Raw genomic sequence first — 21841 nt, 5'->3', positions numbered from 1 at the left:
TCTCCCAGCATTGCAAGGGATGTTGGCGGTCGGTCACCCCGATACTAGGAACTAACCCTCCGCACCATGTCGATGAACCGTAACGCGCTCGGGGATCTGGCTGAGTTCCTCAGAAACACACAAACCGGCTATTGCCGAGCGGCTGCTTGGTCCCGCAACCCGGACATCCGGGTCTGAGATCTCGCTGCACTGGTCATGAATGACCGCTATTCCTTTTGCGCCGCAGCGGTCAGGACCAGAGGCGTCTATGCTGCAACTGCGAGGGCTTCGGCTGGGCCACTTCCGGAAAGGGCTCGTTTCAGCCGTCAGCTGCGTTCAGCACTAAGGTCGGCTTGGCGGACCAAACGGCCGTTAACGGTAAAGAAGCGAATGACCGCATTGATGCCGCGCACCCGGTTCTTGAGTGCGCGGCTTGCAGTGTTACTCACTTCGAACAATGTCCGAGTAAGCGCCATTCAAGTTGAGTGTGACGGTGAAAGTGCCATCGAGGCAGCCGAGGAAAGGGCGGCTCTGGCTGAATGACGGATCCTGCGTCGGGCTGGGGTTGTGTTTCTTGCGAAGCACGGCGTAGGCTTTACAACTGAGTGGTTCGTGACGTGTTTGGTTCGAGATTATCGACGGAAATTTCGCGAAATTCGGTTTGCCAATCGGGCCAAAAATGGCCCTGAAAAAGTGGCAAACTTTTCGACTAACAAGTTGAAATCAAAGTAATTTCGGGAAATTCAAAATCCCCCGGTAGCAATACCGTGTGAGTTCGAGTCTCACCTTGGGCACCACGCTGAATTTTCACGAAAACACGAAAATGCGTTGCCCAGAGCGGCGTTCGGCCCGCCGTTCCTTGCAACGACAGTTGTGGCGACGGGCATGGTACGAACGGCCGTGACATAGCGGTGCGCCGGGTCGGCAGGGTCAACAGGCGGTTGCTGCGCCCACTTGCCGCGAAAGGCCGGCGTGCCGAGTCGTGTGGCAGGGGGGAATTATTCCGGCCCATCGTCACATCTGCGGCGGGTAGGGTGCCCCAAGGTCAGAAGGCTTGACAAAGCGTCAAGGTGACACAAACCTCGAACCTGTTGGGAGAAATTGGGAATACAGATGGTTGCATCCGTTGCATGACGCGTCGGATTGCCCTATCCGCTCGATCCCCGGACCGGGTTCTTGACCCGTCTTCCGTCAGAAAGCAAAAAATCTTGGGAGTCCTCAAATGATCAAGAAAAGCAAGCTGAGCCTGGGTGCGGTCATCACTGCCGCGTTGATGGCCCCCGCGGCCTATGCCGAAGAATTCATCACCATCGGCACCGGCGGCGTGACCGGCGTGTACTACCCGACCGGTGGCGCGATCTGCCGTCTGGTGAACAAGGGCCGCAAGGAACATGGCGTGCGCTGCTCGGTCGAATCGACGGGTGGGTCGGTCTACAACATCAACACCATCCGCGAAGGCGAGCTGGAGTTCGGTGTGGCCCAGTCGGACTGGCAGTACCATGCCTATAACGGCACTTCGAAATTCGAAGAAGCCGGCCCGTTCGAGGGCCTGCGCGCCGTGTTCTCGGTGCACCCTGAACCGTTCACAGTAGTGGCCCGCGCCGATTCCGGCATCAAGAACTTCGAAGACCTGAAGGGTAAGCGCGTCAACATCGGCAACCCCGGTTCCGGCCAGCGCGGCACCATGGAAGTGCTGATGGAAGCGGTGGGCTGGACGACGGATGATTTCGAACTGGCCACCGAGCTGAAAGCCGCCGAACAGTCGGCCGCATTGTGCGACAACCAGATCGACGCGATGGTCTATACCGTCGGCCACCCCTCGGGTTCGATCCAGGAAGCGACCACCGCATGTGATTCCGTACTGGTCAACGTGACCGGCCCGGCGGTGGACAAGCTGGTCGAGGACAACTCGTTCTACCGCAAGGCCTCCATCCCCGGCGGCATGTATCGCGGCACCGACGAGGACGTGCAGACCTTTGGCGTGGGCGCGACCTTCGTGACCTCGGCCGATGTGTCGGAAGATGCGGTCTATGCCGTCGTCAGCTCGGTCTTCGAGAACTTCGAAGACTTCAAAAAGCTGCACCCGGCCTTCGCCAACCTCAAGCCTGAGGAAATGATCAAGGACGGCCTGTCCGCTCCGCTGCACCCGGGTGCCGAGAAATACTATCGCGAAAAGGGCTGGATCCAGTAATCCGGCTTTGACCCAAGACCGCGAGGCGCCCAACGGCGCCTCGTTTCCGCCGGCGGGAGGCCGGACAAAAAACAAAGCAGGCCAAGAACCGGCCGCGGGACGGGAGATTTTTAATGAGCGCTGACCCTCAGGGCAATCGTCCGCTATCCGAAGAAGAACTGCAGGAACTGGTCGCATCCTCGGATGCGGGTGCGCGTGATCCAGCGGGCAACGTCGGGCTGTTCTTGGCCATCGTCGCGGCGATCTGGTCGATTTTCCAGGTCATTCTGGCCTCGCCACTGTCGAACGTCATCCTGCCCGGCAGCATCGTCAATAACGCGCGTCAGTTCCACCTGGCTTTCGCGTTGTTTCTGGCCTTTGCGGCCTATCCCGCGCTGAAATCCAGCCCGCGCAACTACATTCCGATCCAGGACTGGATCATGGGCGTTCTGGGCGCTGGCGTGGCGCTTTATGGATATTTCTTCTACGACAAGATCGTGAATGCCGGCGGCCTGGCTGACGACGTGGACAAATGGGTCGCCCTGGGTGGTCTGCTGCTGCTGTTCGAGGCCGCGCGACGTGCGCTCGGCCCGGCAATGGCGATCATCGCGACGATATTCTTGGCCTATGTGTTCTTCGGCTCGTCCGAATGGGTTCCCGAAGTGATCCGCTGGAAAGGTGCCAGCCTCAAGAAAGCCATGAGTCACATGTGGATCACGTCCGAGGGCGTGTTCGGCATCGCCTTGGGTGTTTCGACCAAATTCGTGTTCTTGTTCGTTCTGTTCGGCGCGCTGCTGGACAAGGCCGGGGCGGGGAACTACTTCATCAAGATGGCGTTTGGCGCGTTGGGCCACCTGCGCGGAGGGCCGGCCAAAGCCGCCGTCGTCGGCTCGGCCGCAACCGGCCTGATTTCAGGCTCGTCCATCGCCAACGTCGTCACCACTGGCACCTTTACCATCCCGCTGATGAAACGCGTGGGGTTTTCCAGCGAACAGGCCGGCTCGGTCGAGGTTGCCAGTTCGGTCAACGGCCAGATCATGCCGCCCGTCATGGGGGCGGCCGCCTTCCTGATGGTGGAATACGTGGGCATCTCGTATGTCGAGGTGATCACTCACGCCTTCCTGCCGGCGGCGATTTCTTACATCGCGCTGGTCTATATCGTGCATCTCGAGGCCGTGAAGCGAAACATGCCCACCCTGGGCGATCGCGACGTACATCTGGCGCGCACGGTCGTGGGGATGCTGATGTTCTTCCTGGTGTTTGCGGGGCTGTGTTATGGCTCGCAATACCCGGTCGAAGCGGTCACCGCTTGGGCGCCGTCCAGCGCGGGGCTGATCCTCAGCCTAATCGTATGCGCGATCTATGTGGCCTTGGTCTATCTGGCCGCGCAGGTGCCTGACCTTGAGCCCGACGACCCGAACGCGACCGAAGTGAAGCTGCCGGTGATCTCCGAGATCTACAAGGCCGGCCTGCATTACCTCCTGCCGATCGTCGTTCTGGTGTATTTCCTGATGATCGAACAGAAATCGCCGGGTCTGTCGGCCTTCTGGGCGACGGCGCTGCTGTTCGTGATCCTGCTGACACAGAAACCGCTAAAGGCGATTTTCCGCGGGCAAAGCGATCTGGCGAATGCCTTTGTCGATGGGGTCGCCGATCTGTGGCAGGGCCTGATCGACGGTGCGCGCAACATGATCGGTATCGCGCTGGCCACGGCCACCGCGGGCGTGATCGTCGGCACCGTGACCCTGACTGGCGTGGGGCAGGTGATGGCCGATCTGGTCGAGTTCCTGTCCGGCGGCAACCTGATCCTGATGTTGGTCATGGTCGGGCTGCTGAGCCTGATCCTGGGTATGGGGCTGCCGACCACCGCGAACTATATCGTCGTCAGCTCGCTGATGGCGGGCGTTGTGGTGGAACTGGGCGCGCAAAGCGGCCTAATCGTGCCGTTGATCGCCGTGCATCTGTTCGTGTTCTACTTCGGTATCATGGCCGACGTGACGCCGCCCGTGGGCTTGGCCAGCTTTGCCGCGGCCGCCGTGTCGGGGGGCGACGCGATCAGGACCGGGTTCATCGCCTTCTTTTACAGCCTGCGCACCGTTGCGCTGCCTTTCGTGTTCATCTTCAACACCGACCTGCTGCTGATCGACGTCACCTGGGTCGAAGGGATCATAGTGGCCGTATTCGCCACGATTGCCATCCTCGTGTTCACAGCTGGCACGATGGGATATTTCCTGACCCACAATCGCATTTATGAAAGCGTCGCCCTGATCGCGATCGCCTTCGCGCTGTTCCGCCCGGATTTCTTCATGGATCGAATCTCGCCCTCGCATCTCGAGGTCGAGCCGGCCGGGTTCGTGCAGGCCGTGGGCGAGGCGGAGCCCGGCACCGAGGTGCGGGTGGTGGTCAGCGGGCCGGATTTCGACACCGGCAACTCGACCGAGACCACGGTCGTCGTCACCGTCGGGTCCGAAGCCGATGGCGCGGCGCGGGTCGAGGCCATGGGCTTTCTGCTGATCGAAGAGGACGGACTGGTTAAGATGGACGAACCGATGTTCGGCGCGCCCATCGCCGACAGTCTGGCCAATTTCGACTATTACGGCGACGAGCCAGTGCGCATCGCATCCGCCGATCTGCCGGTCAGCCAGCCGCCGAAACAGCTGATCTACATCCCGGCCATGTTGCTGCTGGGGTTGATCGCCTTCCTGCAACGCGGCCGTGCCGCCAGACAAGAGGTACCCGCATGAGCAAATCGGTTCTGTGCGCCGTAGACATCAGCAACGGCAAGATCGACGCCCCGGTCCTGAAAGAAGCGGTCAAACTTGCCGATCTGGACGGAGCGCAACTGGACGTGGTGACCGTATTACCGGATTTCGGTGAAAGCTGGGTGTCAGGATTCTTCAAGCCGGATTTCCACGAAAAAGCCACGCAAGAGGCCCATGACCAGTTGGTCGCCCTGTGCGAGGATGTGCTGGGCGCCGAGCGCAATGCCTCGATCCGGCATGTGGTGGCCACCGGCACGGCCTATCAAGAGATTCTAAAAACCGCCGAAAGCGCCGGCAGCGATTTGATCGTGATCGGTGCGCACAAGCCGGATTTCAAGGACTACCTGCTGGGGCCGAACGCCGCGCGGGTCGTGCGGCATTCGGATGTTTCGGTCTACGTCGTCCGCTAGGGCGGCGATCCATACCCCGTCATTTCAAGGTAGCCGCGCCCGACGTGGCTGCCTGACACGGTGACCGGCCCCTCCCAATAGGCAAATCGGGTGCCCATCCAGGCGCCGGAGTTCAGGGCATTGACTCGAATATCGACCCCCTTGGCCGGCAGCGCTATCGCCCATTCGGTCGGGATGTCGCGCCCGTCCACCAAACTGGTCTGCACGGGCGTGAGTCGGATCTGACCATCGGGCAGGGACTGGCTGGTGCCTTCGGCATCGATCCAGGTCGCGGCCGTGAAATCGCCCCGACCGCCGCGCAGCCGAAAGGCCATCATCTTGTCGCCCGTGTCGAATGTCAGCGAGAACCAGTCCCACCCGGACTGATCAGCAGCCAGCGGTTGCGAGGACCACTCGCGATCCAGCCAGCCTTCGCCGGTGACTTGCACATCGCGGTCGGGCAGGTGCAGTATCCCTGAAACCGCGTATCTGGGTTGCGAATAGTAATAGCTGGCTTGCCCCTCACCGGATTTGACCGAATACCCACCGTCGCCATGGAACACCAGGGGGCCTTCCGCCGCTAGGGTCAGGTCATAGCCGAAATCGGCCCCGTTGGCGCGCAGTGTCAGCGCGTCGATGGTGTCGCCGCGCATGTGCCATTCGTCGATCCAGGCCTCGAACGGGTTGGCTGTGACCCCGGCCTGCCCGATGCCGCCACGCGCCAGGCGTTCGGCAAAGAAGTGGGTGTCCGGTGTCGTCAGGCCGGCATGACCCATCCACAGCTGTGGACTCTGCCAGCCGCTCTCCTCGAATGGCCACAGCGCCGAGCGGAACAGGGTCCACTGGATGCCATACTCCTGCCCGTCCGCGCCGGTCAGGTTGGCGGTCAGGTACCACCATTCGATGCGGAAGGTCGGGTGCGGGCCGTGATCGGCCGGGAAGTCGAAGCGATAGCCCGGCTGCGGGATTTCAAAGCCTTCGGCGCTGCTGCCCAGACCGGCAAAGCCTTGGGCAGATGCCGCAAAAGGGGCCAGCAGCAGAAAGACAAGCGCCTTAACGTTCATTGGCAAAAACCCTCAGCAGGTCGGCGGGTGGAACGCGGCGCAATCGCCACGCGGGCAGGGCGGCGGCCAGCAGGGCGGCGATGGCCGTCAGTACGAAAAGCTGCACCCAGGCCCAGGGAAACAGGAACATGGGCAGACGCCAGCCAAACGCCTGAACGTTGATGACTGACAGCAGGATCCAGGCAAGCACCAGCCCCAAGGGCAAGGCAAGGCAGGCGGTCAGGGCGGCCAGCAGCACGCTGCGCAACAGTTCCAATGCAGCCAGCCGAGGCCGGGTCAGCCCAAGCGCCCAGACCGGAGCGATCTGCGGCAAACGCTGTGTCCACAGTGTCAGCAGGCTGGTGAATATGGCGAATCCGGCGACGCCCAGCGTCAGCACGTTCAACGCCGAGGTCACGACGAACGTCTTTTCGAAGATCGCACGCGACTGCGCCTTGACGGTTGCTTGCGGCACCACGGCACCCGGGCCCAGGTCGAACCGCGCGCGCAAGGCATCGGCCAGCGGGGCAGCCTGAGACGGGTCGATCCGTACGCCGAACCGGCGGTTTTCGGCCTCGGGCGCGATCTGATCGAACAGGTCCATGGCCACGATGGCCTGCCCAGTCGGATTGCCATAGTCGGAATAGACCCCCGTAATCGTCAATGTCTTGCCGGGCGCAAGGGGCAAGCGGTTGCCGGGCCACAGATCGGCGCGGCGGGCCAGTTGTTCGTTGATCAGAATACCCCCGCCTTGAAACAGCGTGTCCCAGACATCGGGGTCGCCGGCGACCAGCGGCCAGTGTTCGCGATAGGTCGGGTGATCGACGATGCCATACAGGAACAACGGCCCAGTTTCATGGGACAGCTCGACGTTGCGGATCGGCAGAACCGCCTCGGCGCGTGGCTCAAGCCAGGTCTGGATCTGCCGGCCTTGATCCGAGTCCTCGGCCGTCACGTACAGTTCCGACACCAACCGCTGATCGAGCCAGCCAAGGAAGGTCAGCCGAAAGCTGGATACCATCGTGCCCACGCCGATATTCGCCGCCAGCGCCAGCAGCAACGCCATCAACGCCAGAGACAGCCCCGGCAACTGCGTCTGCATGTCCGCCCAGACCCATTGCGCCACCGGCTTTCTTGCGCGCCGGCCAAAGACGCGCAGGGCGGTCGACACAAGTATCGGCAGCAGCAGCGCGCTGCCGGTCAGGATGCCGCCCAACAGGACAAAGCCCGCCACCAGCCCGTCGAACAGGGAATACGCGGCAATTCCTGCCGCACAGACAATCAGCCCGGTCAAGGCGCTGGCGCGGTGGCCGGTTCCGCCGCGCCACGCCTGTACGCCGGGCGCGGCCAGCAGAGGCAGCTTGGCCAGCCGCCACAACGCCTGTCCGCTGGCCAGAATCGTGCCGCCCACGGCCATCGCCAGCCCGGCGGCGGCCCATTCCGGCCGCAGGTGCAACTGCCCCTGGACCGGTGCGCCGTACAGACCGCGCAGGGTGGCGGCCACGTCGGGCAACAACGCGCCAGCCAGCAGATGCCCCAGAATCAGACCCAGCGTTCCGCCGATCAGGGCGATGACGACCAGTTCGACCAGCATCAGCCGCGACAGTGTAGCCAGCGGCACCCCAAGCGCGCGCAGGGTCCGAACCATGCCGCGCCGCTGCGCGAAGGCCAGCCCGACCGTGCCATGAACGATGAACAGCCCCACCGCAAAGGACAACAGCCCGAAGGCCGAGAGGTTCAGGTGAAAACTGTCGGTCAGGCGCGCCGTGTCGACTCGGCTGTCCGGGCCCCGGCGGCGCAGGTCGGGCGCAACCTGATCCAGCGGCGATCGCGCACGGGGCTGGTCGGGCAGCACCACCAGGCGCGTCAGAATGCCCGACTGACCCAGAAGGGTTTCGGCGGTGCCGATATCCATCAGGACCAGATCCGGCGGCAGCGACGTGCTGGTCAGGATCGGAGGCAGATCCGGCCGCTCAGAAAGCTGCGCAGCCAGATCGGGTGTGGCAAACAGCCGACCGGGCGCGGTCAGTACGGTTTCGGGGGCGGGTGGGTTCCCCTGCGGATCAGCCAGTGCAGGCAGGGCCGGGTAGGAGACCATGTCGACCCCCATCAGGCGCACGGATCGTCCGCCTGTGTCGATCCGGCCGTCCAGAACCGCGGCGACCTGCCAGCCCGAACGGCGCAGCGCGACGTAGGTTTCCAACGGGATGCGCCCCGAGGGATGGATCAACTCGTCCAGTTGCCCCAGCCCTAGTTGCGTATTGGCCCGGTCATAGCTGGCGCGCGCCTCGGCGTTTATGGCCTGAACGGCCGACCACAACCCGGTCGCCAGGGCGATTCCGGTCAGCAGGGTGGCCAATTGCACCCGGTGCCAGCGCCAATGCGACCACAGCGCCTGTAGGGCGGTGCCGATCATGCGATCCGGCCATTGGTCAGATGTGCCTGCCTGTCCAAGCGAGCCGCGATGGCCTGGGAATGCGTGACGAGCAGCAGCGCGGCGCCGGTTTCCGCAACCAGCGCCAGCATCAGATCCAGCACCGCGGCGCTGGCGGTTTCGTCCAGGTTGCCGGTGGGCTCATCAGCCAGCAGCAGCCGAGGCCGAACCGCCAGGGCGCGCCCGATGGCCACCCGTTGCTGCTGTCCGCCCGAGAGGCCTTCAGGATAACGCTCGGTCAGATCGGACAGTCCCAACCGCCGGATCAGATGCGCCTCCCACTCGGGGTCGTGCCGGGCTGCCAGCCGCGCATGGAACGACAGGTTCTGCGAGACGGTCAGCGACGGGATCAGGTTGAACTGCTGGAACACCAGCGCCACATGCGTCCGGCGCAGCGCCGCGCGGTCGGCGTCGCCGAGCCGTGACAAGGCGGTGCCATCCAGAAGGATTTCACCGCTGTCGAACCGGTCTAGGGTGGCCGCGAGGTTCAGCAGCGTGCTCTTGCCGCTGCCGCTTTCGCCGGTCAGGGCGAGGGTCTGCCCCTGATCCAGAGACAGCGAAACACCGTTCAGAACCGGGCGCCCGCCGGGATAGGTTTTGTGGATATCGTGAAACTCCAGCAACATGTCAGGGCCTGTCATACTCCACCCCAGAATGTGCGGCACGCGGCGCCGGTGTCCAGTGCCCGAACTCCACGCGTTCATTTCGCCGCACGTGGACGTCCCTTGTGCCGGGCGCTTGATGCCGTCATTCTTCGAGTTCGGGGTTGGACAATTGCCGGAGTGAGACATGACATTGCTGCAACAGATCCTTTGGGGCAGCTTCTATCTGGGGCTGTGTTTCCTGATCGAGATCGGGTTGCTGACCTGGTGCGTTTTGGTGCTGCGCCGGCTGGACCAGAACTGGCAGAGCCGCAGCCGCATCCTGCGTACCGCCGGACCCATCGCCTTTTCCCTGGGTGTGATCGTCGCGGCGCACACCGTTCAGGTCTGGATCTGGGCGGTGGTCTGGGTTCTGGGTGACGTGTTGCCCGACTGGAACTCGGCGCTGTATTTTTCGTTGGTGACCTTCACCACGCTGGGCTACGGCGACATCGTTCTGGGGGAGGGGTTACGCATCTTCGGCGCTTTTGCATCCGTGACCGGGCTGCTGGCCTTTGGCCTGTCCACGGCCTTTCTCGTCGCGTTGATGACCCGGATGTTCGAAGAACACGTGAACCCCTAGAGGATAGGGGCGAACAGGCGGGCCAGCGGGGCCCCATGGCGGATATGCGGCGGCTGCTGGATCAGCCGGCGCGTCAACTCATAGCTGTTCTCGAAATCGGTGCGCAGCATGTCGGCCACTGCCTCGGCCGCGCGTTTGTCGAAGAACAGGGCCATCGCCTCGAAGTTCAGCCGGAACGAGCGGTTGTCGAGATTTGTGGTTCCGACGGCTGCCAGCGTGTCATCGACCACGAAAGCCTTTTGATGCATGAACCCGTCGGTATAGCGCAGGACGCGCACGCCGCAGTCGCGAATCTCGTCGAAATAGGCGAAGGCCGCCAGCCAGGGCAGACGATGGTCGATCGCGTCGGGCACCAGGATGCGCACGTCCACGCCCCGCAGGGCGGCATTCTTCAGCGCGGACATGATGTCGATGTCGGGCACGAAATAGGGCGAGGCAATCCACACGCGGTCGGTCGCCGCGGCAATCGCGGCGAAGAACATCATCGCCCCGGTTTCCGTGTCGTCGCCGGGACCGGTCGCCACCAGCAGCGCGTTCATGTTCCGGTCGGATTCGCTGCCGGCCCAGTCCAGCAGATCGATCAGGTCTTCGCCGCGGGCCCAGTGCCAGTCCTCGGTGAATATCAACTGCAACTGGCGCACGATATGGCCAGTCATCCGGATGTGGGTGTCGCGCCAGCGGCCGAATTCGGGATCCTGGCCAAGGTATTCGATGCCGACATTGTGGCCGCCGATGAATCCGATCTCGCCATCGACGATCACGGTCTTGCGGTGGTTGCGGTAATTCAGCTGGAACCTGAAATTTGGTCCGCGCTGGTCCCGTGGGTCGGCTACGTCCACACCGGCCCGGCGCAGCTCTTCCAGATAGGCCGATGGCAGGCCATAGCTGCCGACCGCGTCGGTCATGAAGCGTACATGCACGCCACGGCTGGCCGCGTCGATCAGCTTTTCCTGAAGTTCGATCCCAAGCGCATCGTCGCGCACGATATAGAACTGGATCAGAACGTATTTTTGCGCCCGATCGATCGCGGCGAAGATCGCCTCAAACGTCGCCTGGCCATCTACCAGCAGGTCCATGCTGTTGCCACGGCAGACGGGCAGGTGGGCTAGGGCCTCGAACGGCCTGGGATTGATCGAAAGGCCGGTAGGGTCGGGTTTGGCGGCGTCGGAAAAGGCGCGAATGCCTTCGACCACGCGTTCGCTTTCCTTGCGTGCGATGTGATAACCGCGAAACCGGTGATGGCCGAGAAACAGGTACAGCGGAACCGCCAGAAAGGGCGCCGAAAGCAGAAACACCGCCCACCCGACGGCCCCTTGCGGCGTGCGCGCCGTCTGCGCCGCCCGCACCGAGAAAAACACCGCGACGCAATAGACGGCAAAGACCGATAGCGAGGCGATGAATGTCCACATTGGGGGCAACCCTTCCGCGCTTCAGTTCGATCCGGTGAAAACCCGGGACCAGTCCTTGGCCATGTCCACGATAACTCAGCCCATTTCCGAACCTTTGTCCAGACCGTCGACAAGGCGCCCGATGTGGCTGTCGCGGTCATATGCCCATTCCCGTTCGGCGTCGGTGTGATGGATCAGAACCCCCATCCGCGGCCCGTCGCCGGCGGTGGTCCATTCGAGCATTGCGAAATCACCATCCGAGTTTCCGACAGCCATGATGGGGCGTTTGCCAATCGTGCGCTCGGTGTTGATGGGCTTGCCCTCGTTGTCGTCGATGAACGCCAGCGCGGGCGTCTTCATGATCGTGGGCGCGCCATCCACCAGTTCGTAAACGCGTTAGGCATAAGTTCCCAGAACCTGGTTGGGGGGTATCCCGTAGGCATCCTGGGTAAAGACGCGCATGAAATGTACCCCGCCACCCGAGACGATATAGGTCGTGAACCCTTCGTCGCGCAGGTCTCTGAGCAGCTCGACCATGGGCTGATAGGTCATCTGGTCATAAGCCAGCCCCGTTTGGGGATGGCGCCCGGTCTGGAACCATTCGGCGACGGCTGCCAGGAACGCCTCGACGCTAAGGCCCGAATGCGTGGCGCTGACGACTTCGATCAGGGCGTCCTCTCCGCCCCTCAATGCGGTCTCGGCGTCGCCCCTGGCGGCGGCTTCCAACGTCGGCGTGCTCAGAATCGACGGGTCGTCGTGCGCCTTCTCAGCCAGTTTATCCATGACATAGATTAACTGGAAATAGACGGGCTGTTCCGCCCACAGCGTACTGTCATTGTCTAACACGGCCACACGGTCGGCGGGGATGACGTATTACTTGGTGCCCGGCGTAGTCACCGTATCGACGAAGGCGATGATCCGCTCTTTGCTGGGGCTATCGGTCCAACTGAGCAAGGGGTCGGCCGCAAGCCCTGCCGGCAGCGCAAGAAGGGCGACTGAAACAAGCTGTCGAAACACGAAATATCCTTTTATTGCAAAATAATGAGGGTCGCCGCTCAGGCCGGCGACCCTCGAGAGTAGAACCGACCTTTATCAGTTGTTGGTCGGCGTCAGCATCGTCTCGATCACCTGGTCCAAGCTGAAGCTAGCTGCTTCCTGCCGCGGCGGGAATTCCCGGAAGGTCGCCAGGAAATTCGCCACATATTGCTGAGCCGGCACCAGCAGATACACGCGGTCGATCATCCAGTCGTAATAGGTGTTCGAGGTCCGGTATCCGCGCTCATAGGGATCGCGCCGCAGGTTCACGATGATCGGCACCCGCAGTTCGGTCCAGGGTTCCATCCAGGCGCGCAGGGTGGCCCAGGCCTTCTGCTCCAGAAAGATCAACTTCCAGTCGCCGTAGCGCAGGGCGGTCAGGTCGCCGTCATCCGAGAAATAGAAGATTTCCTTGCGCGGGCTTTGGGTGGTTTCACCGGTCAACAGCGGCAGGATGTTGTAGCCGTCCAGATGTACCTTATAGTCGCGACCCATGGCCGGCGAACTGTAGCCCTGCTTCAGTTTTTCCTTGATCTCGGGATCTCCGGCCGCCGCCAGGTAGGTGGGCAGCCAGTCCATGTGATGCACGATCTCGTTGGTGACCGAGCCGGGTTCGATCTTGCCGGGCCAACGCACCATCGAGGGTACGCGCCAGCCGCCTTCCCAGTTGGTGTTCTTTTCACCCCAGAAGGGCGTGGACGCGGCATCAGGCCAGGTGTTGTAGTGCGGTCCGTTGTCCGTCGAGTAGTGGACGATCGTGTTGTCTGCGATGCCCAACTCGTCAAGCAGGTCGAGCAGCTGGCCCACATGAATGTCATGTTCGATCATGCCGGCCGAGTATTCGTCCATCACACGACCGGTCATGTCATTGGCCTGCTGGCGCATCTCGTCTTTGACGTGAGTGCGGAAGTGCATGCGCGTTCCGTTCCACCAGACATAGAAGGGCTGGCCCTGTTCGTGGGCACGCTTGATGAAGTCGATCGCCGCAGCCACGGTTTCGTCATCCACGGTTTCCATCCGCTTCTTGGTCAGCGGTCCGGTATCTTCGATGGTTCCGTCGGCCTTGGACTTTATGACGCCACGCGGGCCAAAGGCTTCGCGGAAGGTCCGGCCATCGGGTAGAACCGCATCGCCCGGATAGTCCTCGTTCTCGGGTTCCTCTTCCGCGTTCAGGTGGTACAGGTTGCCGAAAAATTCGTCAAATCCGTGGTTTGTCGGAAGATGTTCATCTTTGTCGCCCAAGTGATTCTTGCCGAATTGACCGGTGGCATAGCCGTGGTCCTTCAACAGACCAGCAATGGTCGGATCTTCGACCTGCATACCAAGATCCGCACCCGGCAGGCCGACCTTCGACAGCCCTGTGCGGAACACTGACTGACCCATGATGTAGGACGACCGGCCTGCGGTACAGGATTGCTCGCCATAATAATCAGTGAAGATCATGCCTTCATTCGCAACCCGGTCAATATTCGGCGTGCGATACCCCATCATACCCATGGTATAGGCCGAGATGTTCGACTGACCGATGTCGTCGCCCCAGATGACCAGAATGTTCGGTTTCTGATCCTGTGCCCAAGCCGGCGCCACCAGCGCGAGGGACACCGTGGCCACGGCCAGTCGCCGCAACCCTCTGCGCCATAAATGCGTTAAATTTCCCTGTGATGACATCTTTTTCTCCTTATGTGGTCAGGCAAAAACGGCCTTGCAGGAAAGTCAAAAGGGGGAAAATACGCCCCCCGATCCGTCAATCATTCAACACGCCCTTTCCAGGTCAGGCGGTTCGGCAAAAAGGGGAATCAAGACAAGCCCCTCTAGGCAATTGAAAACTATCACAAAGACCAATCCAAAAATACTTATGTTAGAAGATAGTTCCCAAGGATTCGGCTCCAATGAGGTTGACGTTGGGTAAGAGGGTGGCAACCGCGTCAGGGATTGAGCTGAGGCAAGCCGGATTGAGAGTGACGCCGCGGGCGGGCGATACGATCAAGACAATCGCGGACCTTGCGCCAGTTTTCCGGTTGGAGATTACCTCTTCCATATCTGGACGCTCCGATTTCGGCCAGAGAAGCCTCGAATTCAGCAGTGTCTGGTGGGTCGGCCAGCCGCCGTTTCCAGTCTTCCAACGTCTGATAAACGCGGGCGATGTCTTGTTGGCGCACAGCTTTTTTGAGTTCCGAAAATGCATGCGCGGCCGAGGCCAGCCTGCTTTGTCTGGCCGCTTCCAAATGTACATTGAAAACCGGATATAGTTTGCGGAAAACAAGCCATAATATTGCGGCCCCAATGGTGAAATAGCCGACCAGACGTATCACCGTTTCCCGGTCCGGAGGTTGCCACGGCGGCGGCGCAAGAACGAGGTCGACGGGATCGGCGCGCGCAGTTTCGATCTTGTTGGTCTTGAGGTTGAACCAATCGATCTCGACAGCAGGCAATTGGGTCTGTCCGCCGTCCTGGGCCACATACGTCACGCGGTCGGTACGTTGGCCGGACAGGACGCCCCGGTCTTCGGTTTCCGACAATCGGGGTTCATTGGGATAGGCTCGCAACAACGGGTCCTCGATCTCGGGCAACAAAGGCGGGATCATGATCGGGGTCGTTCCGGTGATTTTGGCCGTGATGGTGCGGGTCAGTGCGTCTCCGGTTTGAAGGCTGGTATCGCCCTCAATCTCCTGAGACAGTTCGAACCTGTCAGCGATTATCAGGGGATCCAGTCCTCGGGCTGCGTCAGGAACCTCGACTGTCAGGCGAACGGCGGGCAGGGGAACCGAGACCTGAACCGGATCGTTGGTTTCGGGATCGGCATAGGTCACCTGCACCGCGGCCGCTGCAAATTCATACGTACCGGGGGCCAACGGATACAGCCGATAGCTGCGCTGAACCCCAGACCATGTTTCGCCCTCAACGCTCTCGCTGACCGGCCCCGAAGCGCGATCGGGCAAGCGCACCAGAAGGTTTTCCTGTTCAAGCGATGGAAAGACCGGTGGATTTGGCATGTAGGTCGGCACCAGCACCTTCAGGCGAACGATGGCGGGTTGGCCGACGATTGTCGGATCCGGAGGCACTTCGATCGTGACGCGGGGCTGGAAGTCTGTTGCTTGCGCCAAAACCTGAGCGGGGCATAGAAGCATTATCAAGAGCGCAAGGTACCTCATTGGGATCGCTCCTGATTTTCTAGAACAAACCGGCTGCGCAGGAAGTCCTGCATGTCGGTGTCGATGGCACTGATCCACTGGTCGGCCGACAGGGTCGCGGCGTCCCCGGTCTCGGCCGGTTGCGTGGTGTCCGCGCCCAGACCGGCTTCGTTGTCGAACACTATGTCGTCAGCCCCGATGCCCGACGCCTCGCCGGTGTCGGATTGCTCACGGGTGGATTCGACCTCGGCCAGAATGGCTTTGGCGACGGCCAGGTTGTACGCGGCCTCTGGCCAATCCGGGCGGCGCTCTAGCGCGGTTTCAAAGGCCGCGATGGCCGGACGATACTGTCGATTTCGGATGCGGGCCATGCCTTCGGCAAACGCCGCTTCGGGCGTGGAAAGCTGGGTAAAGGTCTCAGACGCTTCCGCATATTGCCCGGCTTTCAACTGGGCGTAGCCTCGGTGATACGGATCCTGAAACAGCGTGCTGGCCGCGGCGTAGTCCTTCCGGTTCATGGCGATCTGGCCTTGCTGGTCCGGGGTCAGGACCCAGTCCCGCCAAGAGTCTGCGCGCGCGCCGGTCGGCGGCAGAAACAGCAATGCCACAAATCCCCAGCGAATGACCCAGCCACGTCTGAACCACAGCAGTGCGATCAAGGCGACGGGCCAGGCCAAAATCCAAGCGCGGTCCTGCCAGTCAACGCGATCGTCCTCGCCCAGGGCCGCGGAAAAACTGCGGGTGATACCGCGGTTCAGCCGGGTGATGTCGCGGTCATCGCCCGAGAACGGAACGATCGAGGCATTTCGCAGGCCGTCCAGTTGCGGAATCTGGCGACCATTCGGAAGCATCGTCAGGAAAAACAATGGGATATCAGATTGTCCCAATGCGGAAACCTGCTGCGGATCGACATCGTCGAGTACAAAGAGAACCGCACTTGTGCCCATCTGATCGCCCAGAATGTCCTGCGCCAGCGTCAGCGCGTCACCGGCGGCATCGCCCGCGACCGGCATGACCGCCGGGGTTAACCCTTCGAGCAAGGGGCGCAGGATGTTGGCGTCTTCGGTCAGCGGCGCGACCCGGTGTGCGGATCCGGCATAGGCGATCAGGGCGGTGGGCGCACCTGCGCGGGTGTTGATCAGATCGGTAATCTTCAACATGGCACGGTCCAGCCTTGACGGCGCGAGGTCGGCCGACTCCATGCTGTCGGTGACTTTGAGCGCGATCACCAGCGGCGCGGTGTCCGCAATCAGAGGGTTCGGCGCCCTTGACCATGTCGGCCCTGCTACGGCAAGGGTCAGAAGAATGGCGGCGAGCATTGCGAGGTCCAGCGGACCGACCCGACGTTGATCCTCGGCCCCCAGACGCAGTGCCTGCGCCAGGTGGGGCGCGATGCCCGCAGGCAGTTCCGAGCTGCCGGATCTGCGTGGCCGGGTCAGCCACCAGAAGGCAGCAATCGGCAGCAACAGCAGCAACCAGTAGGGGCGCAGGAAATGAAATTGGGCCAGAGCGTCGATCATGCCGCGCGCCTCTGGCCCAGTGTGAGACTCAAGCCCAGGGTGCTGGCGAGGATGAAGAGCAGCGCCGCCGCCAGCGGATAGTGCGCAAGGCTGATCCTCGGGCGGTAGCTTAGGGTTTCCACCACGCGGGGGTTCTGGGCGTCGATCTGCTGGTAGACCTCTGTCAGGGCGGCCTCATCATCAGCAAAGAAATACTGGCCTTGGGTTTTGTTGGCGATGTCCTTCAGCGCGTCCAGATCGACCCGGTCTTCGCCCGTGGCAGCCGGGTCGCCGACGCCGATCGTATAGATCACGACACCCTTGTCCGCCGCAATCGACGAGGCATTGACCGGCGTCATGCGGCTTGAGGTGTCGGCACCGTCCGACAGCACGATCATCAGGCGTTGGTCCACCTCGCTCGACTCGAAGGTGCGGATGCCCAGCCCGATCGCATCGCCCAGCGCCGTGTTCGGACCCGCCATGCCGACGGCGGTCTGGTCCAGAAAACCGTTGAGGCTTTGCAAATCCTCGGTGAACGGAGCCTGAACGAAAGCGCGGGTGCCGAAGATAATCAGCGCCATCCGGTCGCCGTTGCGCCCGGCGATGAAGGCACGCAGAACGTCCTTTACGGCCTCCAGCCGCTGCTTGGGCGTGCCGTCTTCTGCCTTGAAATCGCGCTGGTCCATCGAACCCGAGATGTCCACCGCCAGCACCACGTCGCGGGCGGATTTTTCGACGACGATCGGGTCGCCCAACCTTTCGGGCCGGGCCATTGCCAGAACCAGCAGCACCCATATCAGGATCACCAGCCCGGATTGCATCCGCGTGCGTCTCAGGGTTACCGAGCCAGACTGCGGCTCGGCCCCGGCAGCCTGGGCGACGTGGCGAAAGAACGGGATGCGAATGGCATCGACCCGTTGCCGGTGCGGCGGAGCAAGGAAATAGACCAGTGCCGGCAGTGGCAGCAGAAGAAAAACCCAAGGCGCGGCGAAACTGAACATCACGCCGCCCCCTTGGACCGATGCGATTTGATCCAGTACCGCGCCAGTTCAGCGGCATTCGGGTCTGAGATCCCCTTGCGGTAGGGGGCGGCTGCCAGGTTGCCGAGGGCAGAGGCGGAAAACCCTGACAGGTCAGCGGTTTGGCCCAAAAAATTCGTCCAGTTTTCACCGGTCAAACCGGCCACCTGAGACCGGGGAAAGGCGGCAAGGGCGGCACGGCGAACGATCTCGGCGGCTTTGGCCGGGTCATTCTGACACCGGTCCAATTCCTTCAGCGCAAGCCGCCGATAGGCATTTGCCCGCCGGTGCCGCCAGATCGTCACGAGGATCAGACCAACCACGAGCAACAGCGCCACCGCCAGAACAACCCAGCCCCAGGTCTGCGGTACCATGGAAATCGGAGCCGGCTCGGGCGCCGGTTTCAGCATGTCCAGCAGTTCGACCAGCGATTTGCCTTCGGTGTCCGGGGTCATGACCGTCCCCCTTTGTGGCCGAACAGCCGGAGTATCTGGGCCAATGCGGGCTCGGCCGTGGTCAGCGGGACGATCGGAAACCCGTATCGGCGCGACCAGGATTGTAGCTGTGCCAACCTCTGCTCAATAGCTTGGGTCACGCGGTCCGACATTTGTCTGTCAGACGCGTCCAGTTCGATCTGCTGGTCGCCGTCCGAGACCGTCAGCCGCAGCTCGGGCGGCATGTGGCGCGAGATCGGGTCGGAAATGTCGAACAGGATCAGATCATTGGAATGGGCCAGGCGGCGCAGCAGCCGTTCGGACCCATCGGTCAGGCCGTCAAAGTCCGAGAACACACAGACCAAGGCATTGGTATGTGCGATGCGCGCAGCCTGTTGCAGCACCTGGTTCAGCGAGACCGTGGCTTGTGGGCGCAACCCAGCGTGCAAGCTGCAATTGAGCGCGCCGAGCGAGGACAGAAACCGCCGCAAAGCCGCCGGGCGGCGCTGCGGTCGATGTTCGGCCAGGTCGGTATCACCGAACACGATACCGCCGACGCAATCGCCCTGTGCCAAAACCCGATGGGCGGCGATGGCCGCGGCCTCGGCCGCCACTACCGATTTCATGTAGACTTGTGTGCCGAAGAACATCGAAACCCGCTGATCCACTAGCAGCAGCGCCGGGCGGTCACGCTCTTCGGTGTAGACGCGCACATGTGGCTCGCCCGTTCGGGCCGTCACTTTCCAGTCGATCGTGCGGATGTCGTCTCCGGGCAGATAGGTGCGCAGTTCCTCGAAATTCAGGCCGCGCCCGCGCAGGCGTGAGGCATGGCGGCCGTTCAGCACCGAACGGGCCGGCTGCCGGGGCAGAAGGCTGAGCGCGCCGGTGCGCCCGCCGAGGCTCAGCAGGTGGCGGGCATCGACGTGGATGCGTGGGTCGCGGGATGTCGCTGCGGTCGGGGACACGCGGCTCTCCTTTGTTACGATCAGGGCAGGGCGACGAGCTTCAGGATCTCGTCGATCACGTCATCGGCGGTCTTGGCGTCGCCCTGCGCTTCGAAACTCAGCGTGATACGGTGGCGGAACACGTCATGGGCAATGGCACGGATGTCGGCCGGGTCGACATAATCGCGCCCGTTCATCCAGGCATGGGCCCGGCCGCACTTGTCCAGCGCCAGCGATGCCCGCGGACTGGCGCCGATCTCGATCCACGCGGCGAGGTCATCGCTGAGCGCGGACGGCGTCCGGGTCGCCTGAACAAGATCGGCCATGTACCGATCCATCGCATCCGAGACATGGATTTGCCCGATCTGCTGCCGGGCGGCAAAAACGGCATCCTGCGGGATCGGTGAGGGTTTCTCGGCAGTGGTCCCGGAATTGGCGGCGGTGTCCTCGCCGCGCACCAGACGGATCACCAGCACCTCGTCCTCGACCGGGGGGTAGGTGATCTTTACATGCATCAGGAACCGGTCCATCTGCGCCTCGGGCAGCGGATAGGTTCCTTCCTGTTCGATCGGGTTCTGGGTGGCCATCACGATGAACAGCGGCTCCATCTTGTGGGTGGTGCCGGACACGGTGACCTGCCGTTCCTCCATCGCCTCAAGCAGCGCGGCCTGAACCTTGGCCGGAGCGCGGTTGATCTCGTCCGCCAGGACGATATTGGCGAAGATCGGGCCGGGCTCGAACCGGAAGGTGCCGCCTGCTTCGGTCTGGGTATAGACCTCGGTCCCTGTGACGTCGGACGGCAGCAGGTCGGGCGTGAACTGAATGCGGCTGAATTCGGCATCAAGATTGCGGGCCATCGCCTTTACTGCACGAGTTTTAGCGAGGCCGGGCAAACCTTCGATCAGCAGGTTCCCGTTGGCCAGCAGGCCGATCAGAAGGCGGTCGATGACCTGTGTCTGTCCGATGATCGATCGGGCCATCCGGGCTTTGAGATCGTTGATTTGGTCAAGCGGTGTCATGGCGGTCCAATCATCACAAACGGTCATCCAAACACTTTGCGCCGGACCCGGTGGATCATTCGGCCAAGCCATTGCAATATTTGGAGGCTAGCAGCGCATTCATGGCCGATCCACCCCTGATTTCAGGGTGTTCAACCGAAGTCAGACACGCGGCGATTTGACGTCCTCGGCCAGGCGCCCGTCCAACGACATCAAAACGGCGACGGGGCGCAGGGCCGGAATGTGGCTGAAGATGATCAGGATGCAAACAGTCAGCGGAACGCTGAGGAACGCGCCGATCAGACCCCAGACCGTGGTCCAGAAGGTCAGCGCCAGAATCACCAGAAAGGTTGACATGTTCAGCGAACGGCCCAGCAGGGCCGGATCCAGGAAGTTGCCGATCAGGAATTGGATCGTGCCGCACCCGAAAACGATCACCAGGAAGGGGCCGAGCGTTTCGAACTGAACCAGGGCGATCATCGCCGGAAAAACAACCGCGATGATCGAGCCGATCGACGGGATGAAGTTCAGCGCAAAGGTCAGAACGGCCCAGGTTTCCGCGTATTCCAGCCCCAGAGCCCGAAAGATGGCATAGCTGATCCCGGCCGTGACAAGGCTGATGAAGGTCTTGACCCCGACATAGCGCTGCAGACTGAAGGTTATCGCATCCAGAACCGTGGAAAGGTCGCCCCCGGTGACGGGATTTCCGGCCGCGATCTTCAGCTTTTTGCGGAAGGCCAGCCGCTCGGCCATCAGGAAGGCGACATACAGGCTGATCAGGAAAAACTGGTTCAGCATCGAGGTGGCGCTGCCCAGCAGAACCCGCGCGACCGAGGCCATGTCGATGCTGATCAGATTGTCGCGCACAAAGGCGGTCACATCGTTCCCGACCAGGCCGGTCACGCGGTTGATAACGCCGTCGAGCTGGTTTTCGTAGTCGCCCGCGGTCCGTGCGAACTGCGTGGCCTGACTGCCCAGGATGTAGGTGATCATGAACAGGCCGGCCAGAACCACCGTGACGGCAGCCAGATTTGCCAACCACACCGGCGCGCGGGTCAGAGCGATCACACGGTCGCTGAGCGCTATGATCAGCACGTTGATCAACAGCGCCATGGTCAGCGGAACCAGAAAACTTGCACCTGCGTAAAGCCCCAGCACCACTAGGGTCAGCACGATGGTGACGTCGCGAACGACACTCAACCTCAGCGGTGTGCGGGTCGGCGGAGCGGATTTCGTCATTCGGGCCTCGGCTGTTCCAGCGCGAGCTGGGTGCAACGGTATTGTCCAATGGCGATCCTGCACGGACGGCAGGCTTTGTGCAATCGGGCCAGACAGTTATTCGGAAAATTCTCGTGCAATTGACGCATTGGCCGGTTCTTTCGTCGTGAGTTG

Annotated in this window: 19 protein-coding genes; 4 read left to right on the top strand and 15 right to left on the bottom strand. The window is 62.1% G+C overall.

The window, feature by feature from the left end:
* The first annotated feature begins 1201 nt into the window (after positions 1-1201).
* The 3 genes from AC2FMD_RS17460 (at position 1202) to AC2FMD_RS17450 (ending at position 5321) form a co-directional block, all read left to right on the top strand.
* Positions 1202-2170 carry a TAXI family TRAP transporter solute-binding subunit gene (locus AC2FMD_RS17460; RefSeq protein WP_496742263.1) on the top strand — a complete coding sequence of 323 codons (969 nt, stop codon included), beginning with the start codon at positions 1202-1204 and terminating at the stop codon, positions 2168-2170.
* A 113-nt stretch (positions 2171-2283) separates the two neighbouring features.
* Positions 2284-4893 (top strand): TRAP transporter permease, encoded by a 2610-nt coding sequence (locus AC2FMD_RS17455; RefSeq protein ID WP_496712009.1) that lies wholly within the window; start codon positions 2284-2286, stop codon positions 4891-4893.
* Entirely contained in the window at positions 4890-5321 is a 432-nt protein-coding gene (locus AC2FMD_RS17450) for a universal stress protein (RefSeq protein ID WP_496678252.1), read from the top strand. Before AC2FMD_RS17455 ends, AC2FMD_RS17450 begins: the two co-directional genes overlap by 4 nt.
* Here AC2FMD_RS17450 and AC2FMD_RS17445 read toward each other — a convergent pair.
* Genes AC2FMD_RS17445 through AC2FMD_RS17435 form a run of 3 tightly spaced genes read right to left on the bottom strand, consistent with a single transcriptional unit; the run spans position 5318 to position 9403 of the window.
* A complete protein-coding gene (locus AC2FMD_RS17445) occupies positions 5318-6364 on the bottom strand; it encodes a lipocalin-like domain-containing protein (RefSeq protein ID WP_496795291.1) in 1047 nt (348 codons plus the stop codon). The two genes, AC2FMD_RS17450 and AC2FMD_RS17445, sit on opposite strands and share 4 nt — an antisense overlap.
* Positions 6354-8759, bottom strand: coding sequence for an ABC transporter permease (locus AC2FMD_RS17440; RefSeq protein WP_496795290.1), 2406 nt, complete (start codon positions 8757-8759; stop codon positions 6354-6356). Before AC2FMD_RS17440 ends, AC2FMD_RS17445 begins: the two co-directional genes overlap by 11 nt.
* Positions 8756-9403, bottom strand: coding sequence for an ABC transporter ATP-binding protein (locus AC2FMD_RS17435; RefSeq protein WP_496689142.1), 648 nt, complete (start codon positions 9401-9403; stop codon positions 8756-8758). Before AC2FMD_RS17435 ends, AC2FMD_RS17440 begins: the two co-directional genes overlap by 4 nt.
* A 163-nt stretch (positions 9404-9566) precedes the next feature.
* Between AC2FMD_RS17435 and AC2FMD_RS17430 the strand changes: the two genes are divergently transcribed.
* Entirely contained in the window at positions 9567-10001 is a 435-nt protein-coding gene (locus AC2FMD_RS17430) for a potassium channel family protein (RefSeq protein ID WP_496678258.1), read from the top strand.
* Here AC2FMD_RS17430 and cls read toward each other — a convergent pair.
* From cls to AC2FMD_RS17370, 12 genes are all read right to left on the bottom strand, one after another.
* A complete protein-coding gene (gene cls, locus AC2FMD_RS17425; protein WP_496678259.1) occupies positions 9998-11410 on the bottom strand; it encodes a cardiolipin synthase in 1413 nt (470 codons plus the stop codon). The two genes, AC2FMD_RS17430 and cls, sit on opposite strands and share 4 nt — an antisense overlap.
* Before the next feature lie 75 nt (positions 11411-11485).
* Positions 11486-11770, bottom strand: coding sequence for a hypothetical protein (locus AC2FMD_RS17420; protein WP_496742266.1), 285 nt, complete (start codon positions 11768-11770; stop codon positions 11486-11488).
* Between the two features lie 15 nt (positions 11771-11785).
* Positions 11786-12235 (bottom strand): haloacid dehalogenase-like hydrolase, encoded by a 450-nt coding sequence (locus tag AC2FMD_RS17415; protein ID WP_496795289.1) that lies wholly within the window; start codon positions 12233-12235, stop codon positions 11786-11788.
* Between the two features lie 27 nt (positions 12236-12262).
* Positions 12263-12406, bottom strand: a complete 144-nt coding sequence (locus AC2FMD_RS17410; RefSeq protein ID WP_496712018.1) for a hypothetical protein — start codon at positions 12404-12406, stop codon at positions 12263-12265.
* A 75-nt stretch (positions 12407-12481) separates the two neighbouring features.
* The gene (locus AC2FMD_RS17405) at positions 12482-14092 is read right to left on the bottom strand and encodes an arylsulfatase (protein ID WP_496742268.1); all 1611 of its coding nucleotides are present in this window, start codon (positions 14090-14092) and stop codon (positions 12482-12484) included.
* Positions 14093-14349: 257 nt separating this feature from the next.
* Positions 14350-15654, bottom strand: coding sequence for a hypothetical protein (locus AC2FMD_RS17400; protein WP_496795288.1), 1305 nt, complete (start codon positions 15652-15654; stop codon positions 14350-14352).
* Complete coding sequence (locus AC2FMD_RS17395; protein WP_496795287.1) at positions 15573-17075, bottom strand: VWA domain-containing protein; 1503 nt, start codon at positions 17073-17075, stop codon at positions 15573-15575. The genes AC2FMD_RS17400 and AC2FMD_RS17395 overlap by 82 nt, the downstream gene beginning before the upstream one ends.
* Positions 17072-18055: a vWA domain-containing protein gene (locus AC2FMD_RS17390; protein WP_496795286.1), complete on the bottom strand. Its 984-nt coding sequence runs from the start codon at positions 18053-18055 to the stop codon at positions 17072-17074. The genes AC2FMD_RS17395 and AC2FMD_RS17390 overlap by 4 nt, the downstream gene beginning before the upstream one ends.
* Entirely contained in the window at positions 18055-18528 is a 474-nt protein-coding gene (locus tag AC2FMD_RS17385) for a DUF4381 family protein (protein ID WP_490360422.1), read from the bottom strand. The genes AC2FMD_RS17390 and AC2FMD_RS17385 overlap by 1 nt, the downstream gene beginning before the upstream one ends.
* Positions 18525-19472: a DUF58 domain-containing protein gene (locus AC2FMD_RS17380; protein WP_496742272.1), complete on the bottom strand. Its 948-nt coding sequence runs from the start codon at positions 19470-19472 to the stop codon at positions 18525-18527. The genes AC2FMD_RS17385 and AC2FMD_RS17380 overlap by 4 nt, the downstream gene beginning before the upstream one ends.
* A 20-nt stretch (positions 19473-19492) precedes the next feature.
* Positions 19493-20470: an AAA family ATPase gene (locus AC2FMD_RS17375; protein ID WP_496742273.1), complete on the bottom strand. Its 978-nt coding sequence runs from the start codon at positions 20468-20470 to the stop codon at positions 19493-19495.
* Between the two features lie 141 nt (positions 20471-20611).
* Complete coding sequence (locus AC2FMD_RS17370; protein WP_496795285.1) at positions 20612-21688, bottom strand: AI-2E family transporter; 1077 nt, start codon at positions 21686-21688, stop codon at positions 20612-20614.
* Positions 21689-21841: the final 153 nt, after the last annotated feature.

The sequence above is a fragment of the Ruegeria sp. BHSC276 genome (assembly GCF_059612945.1).
Note: the sequence above shows the minus strand (reverse complement) of the source record. Positions and strands in the feature narration are given on the sequence as shown.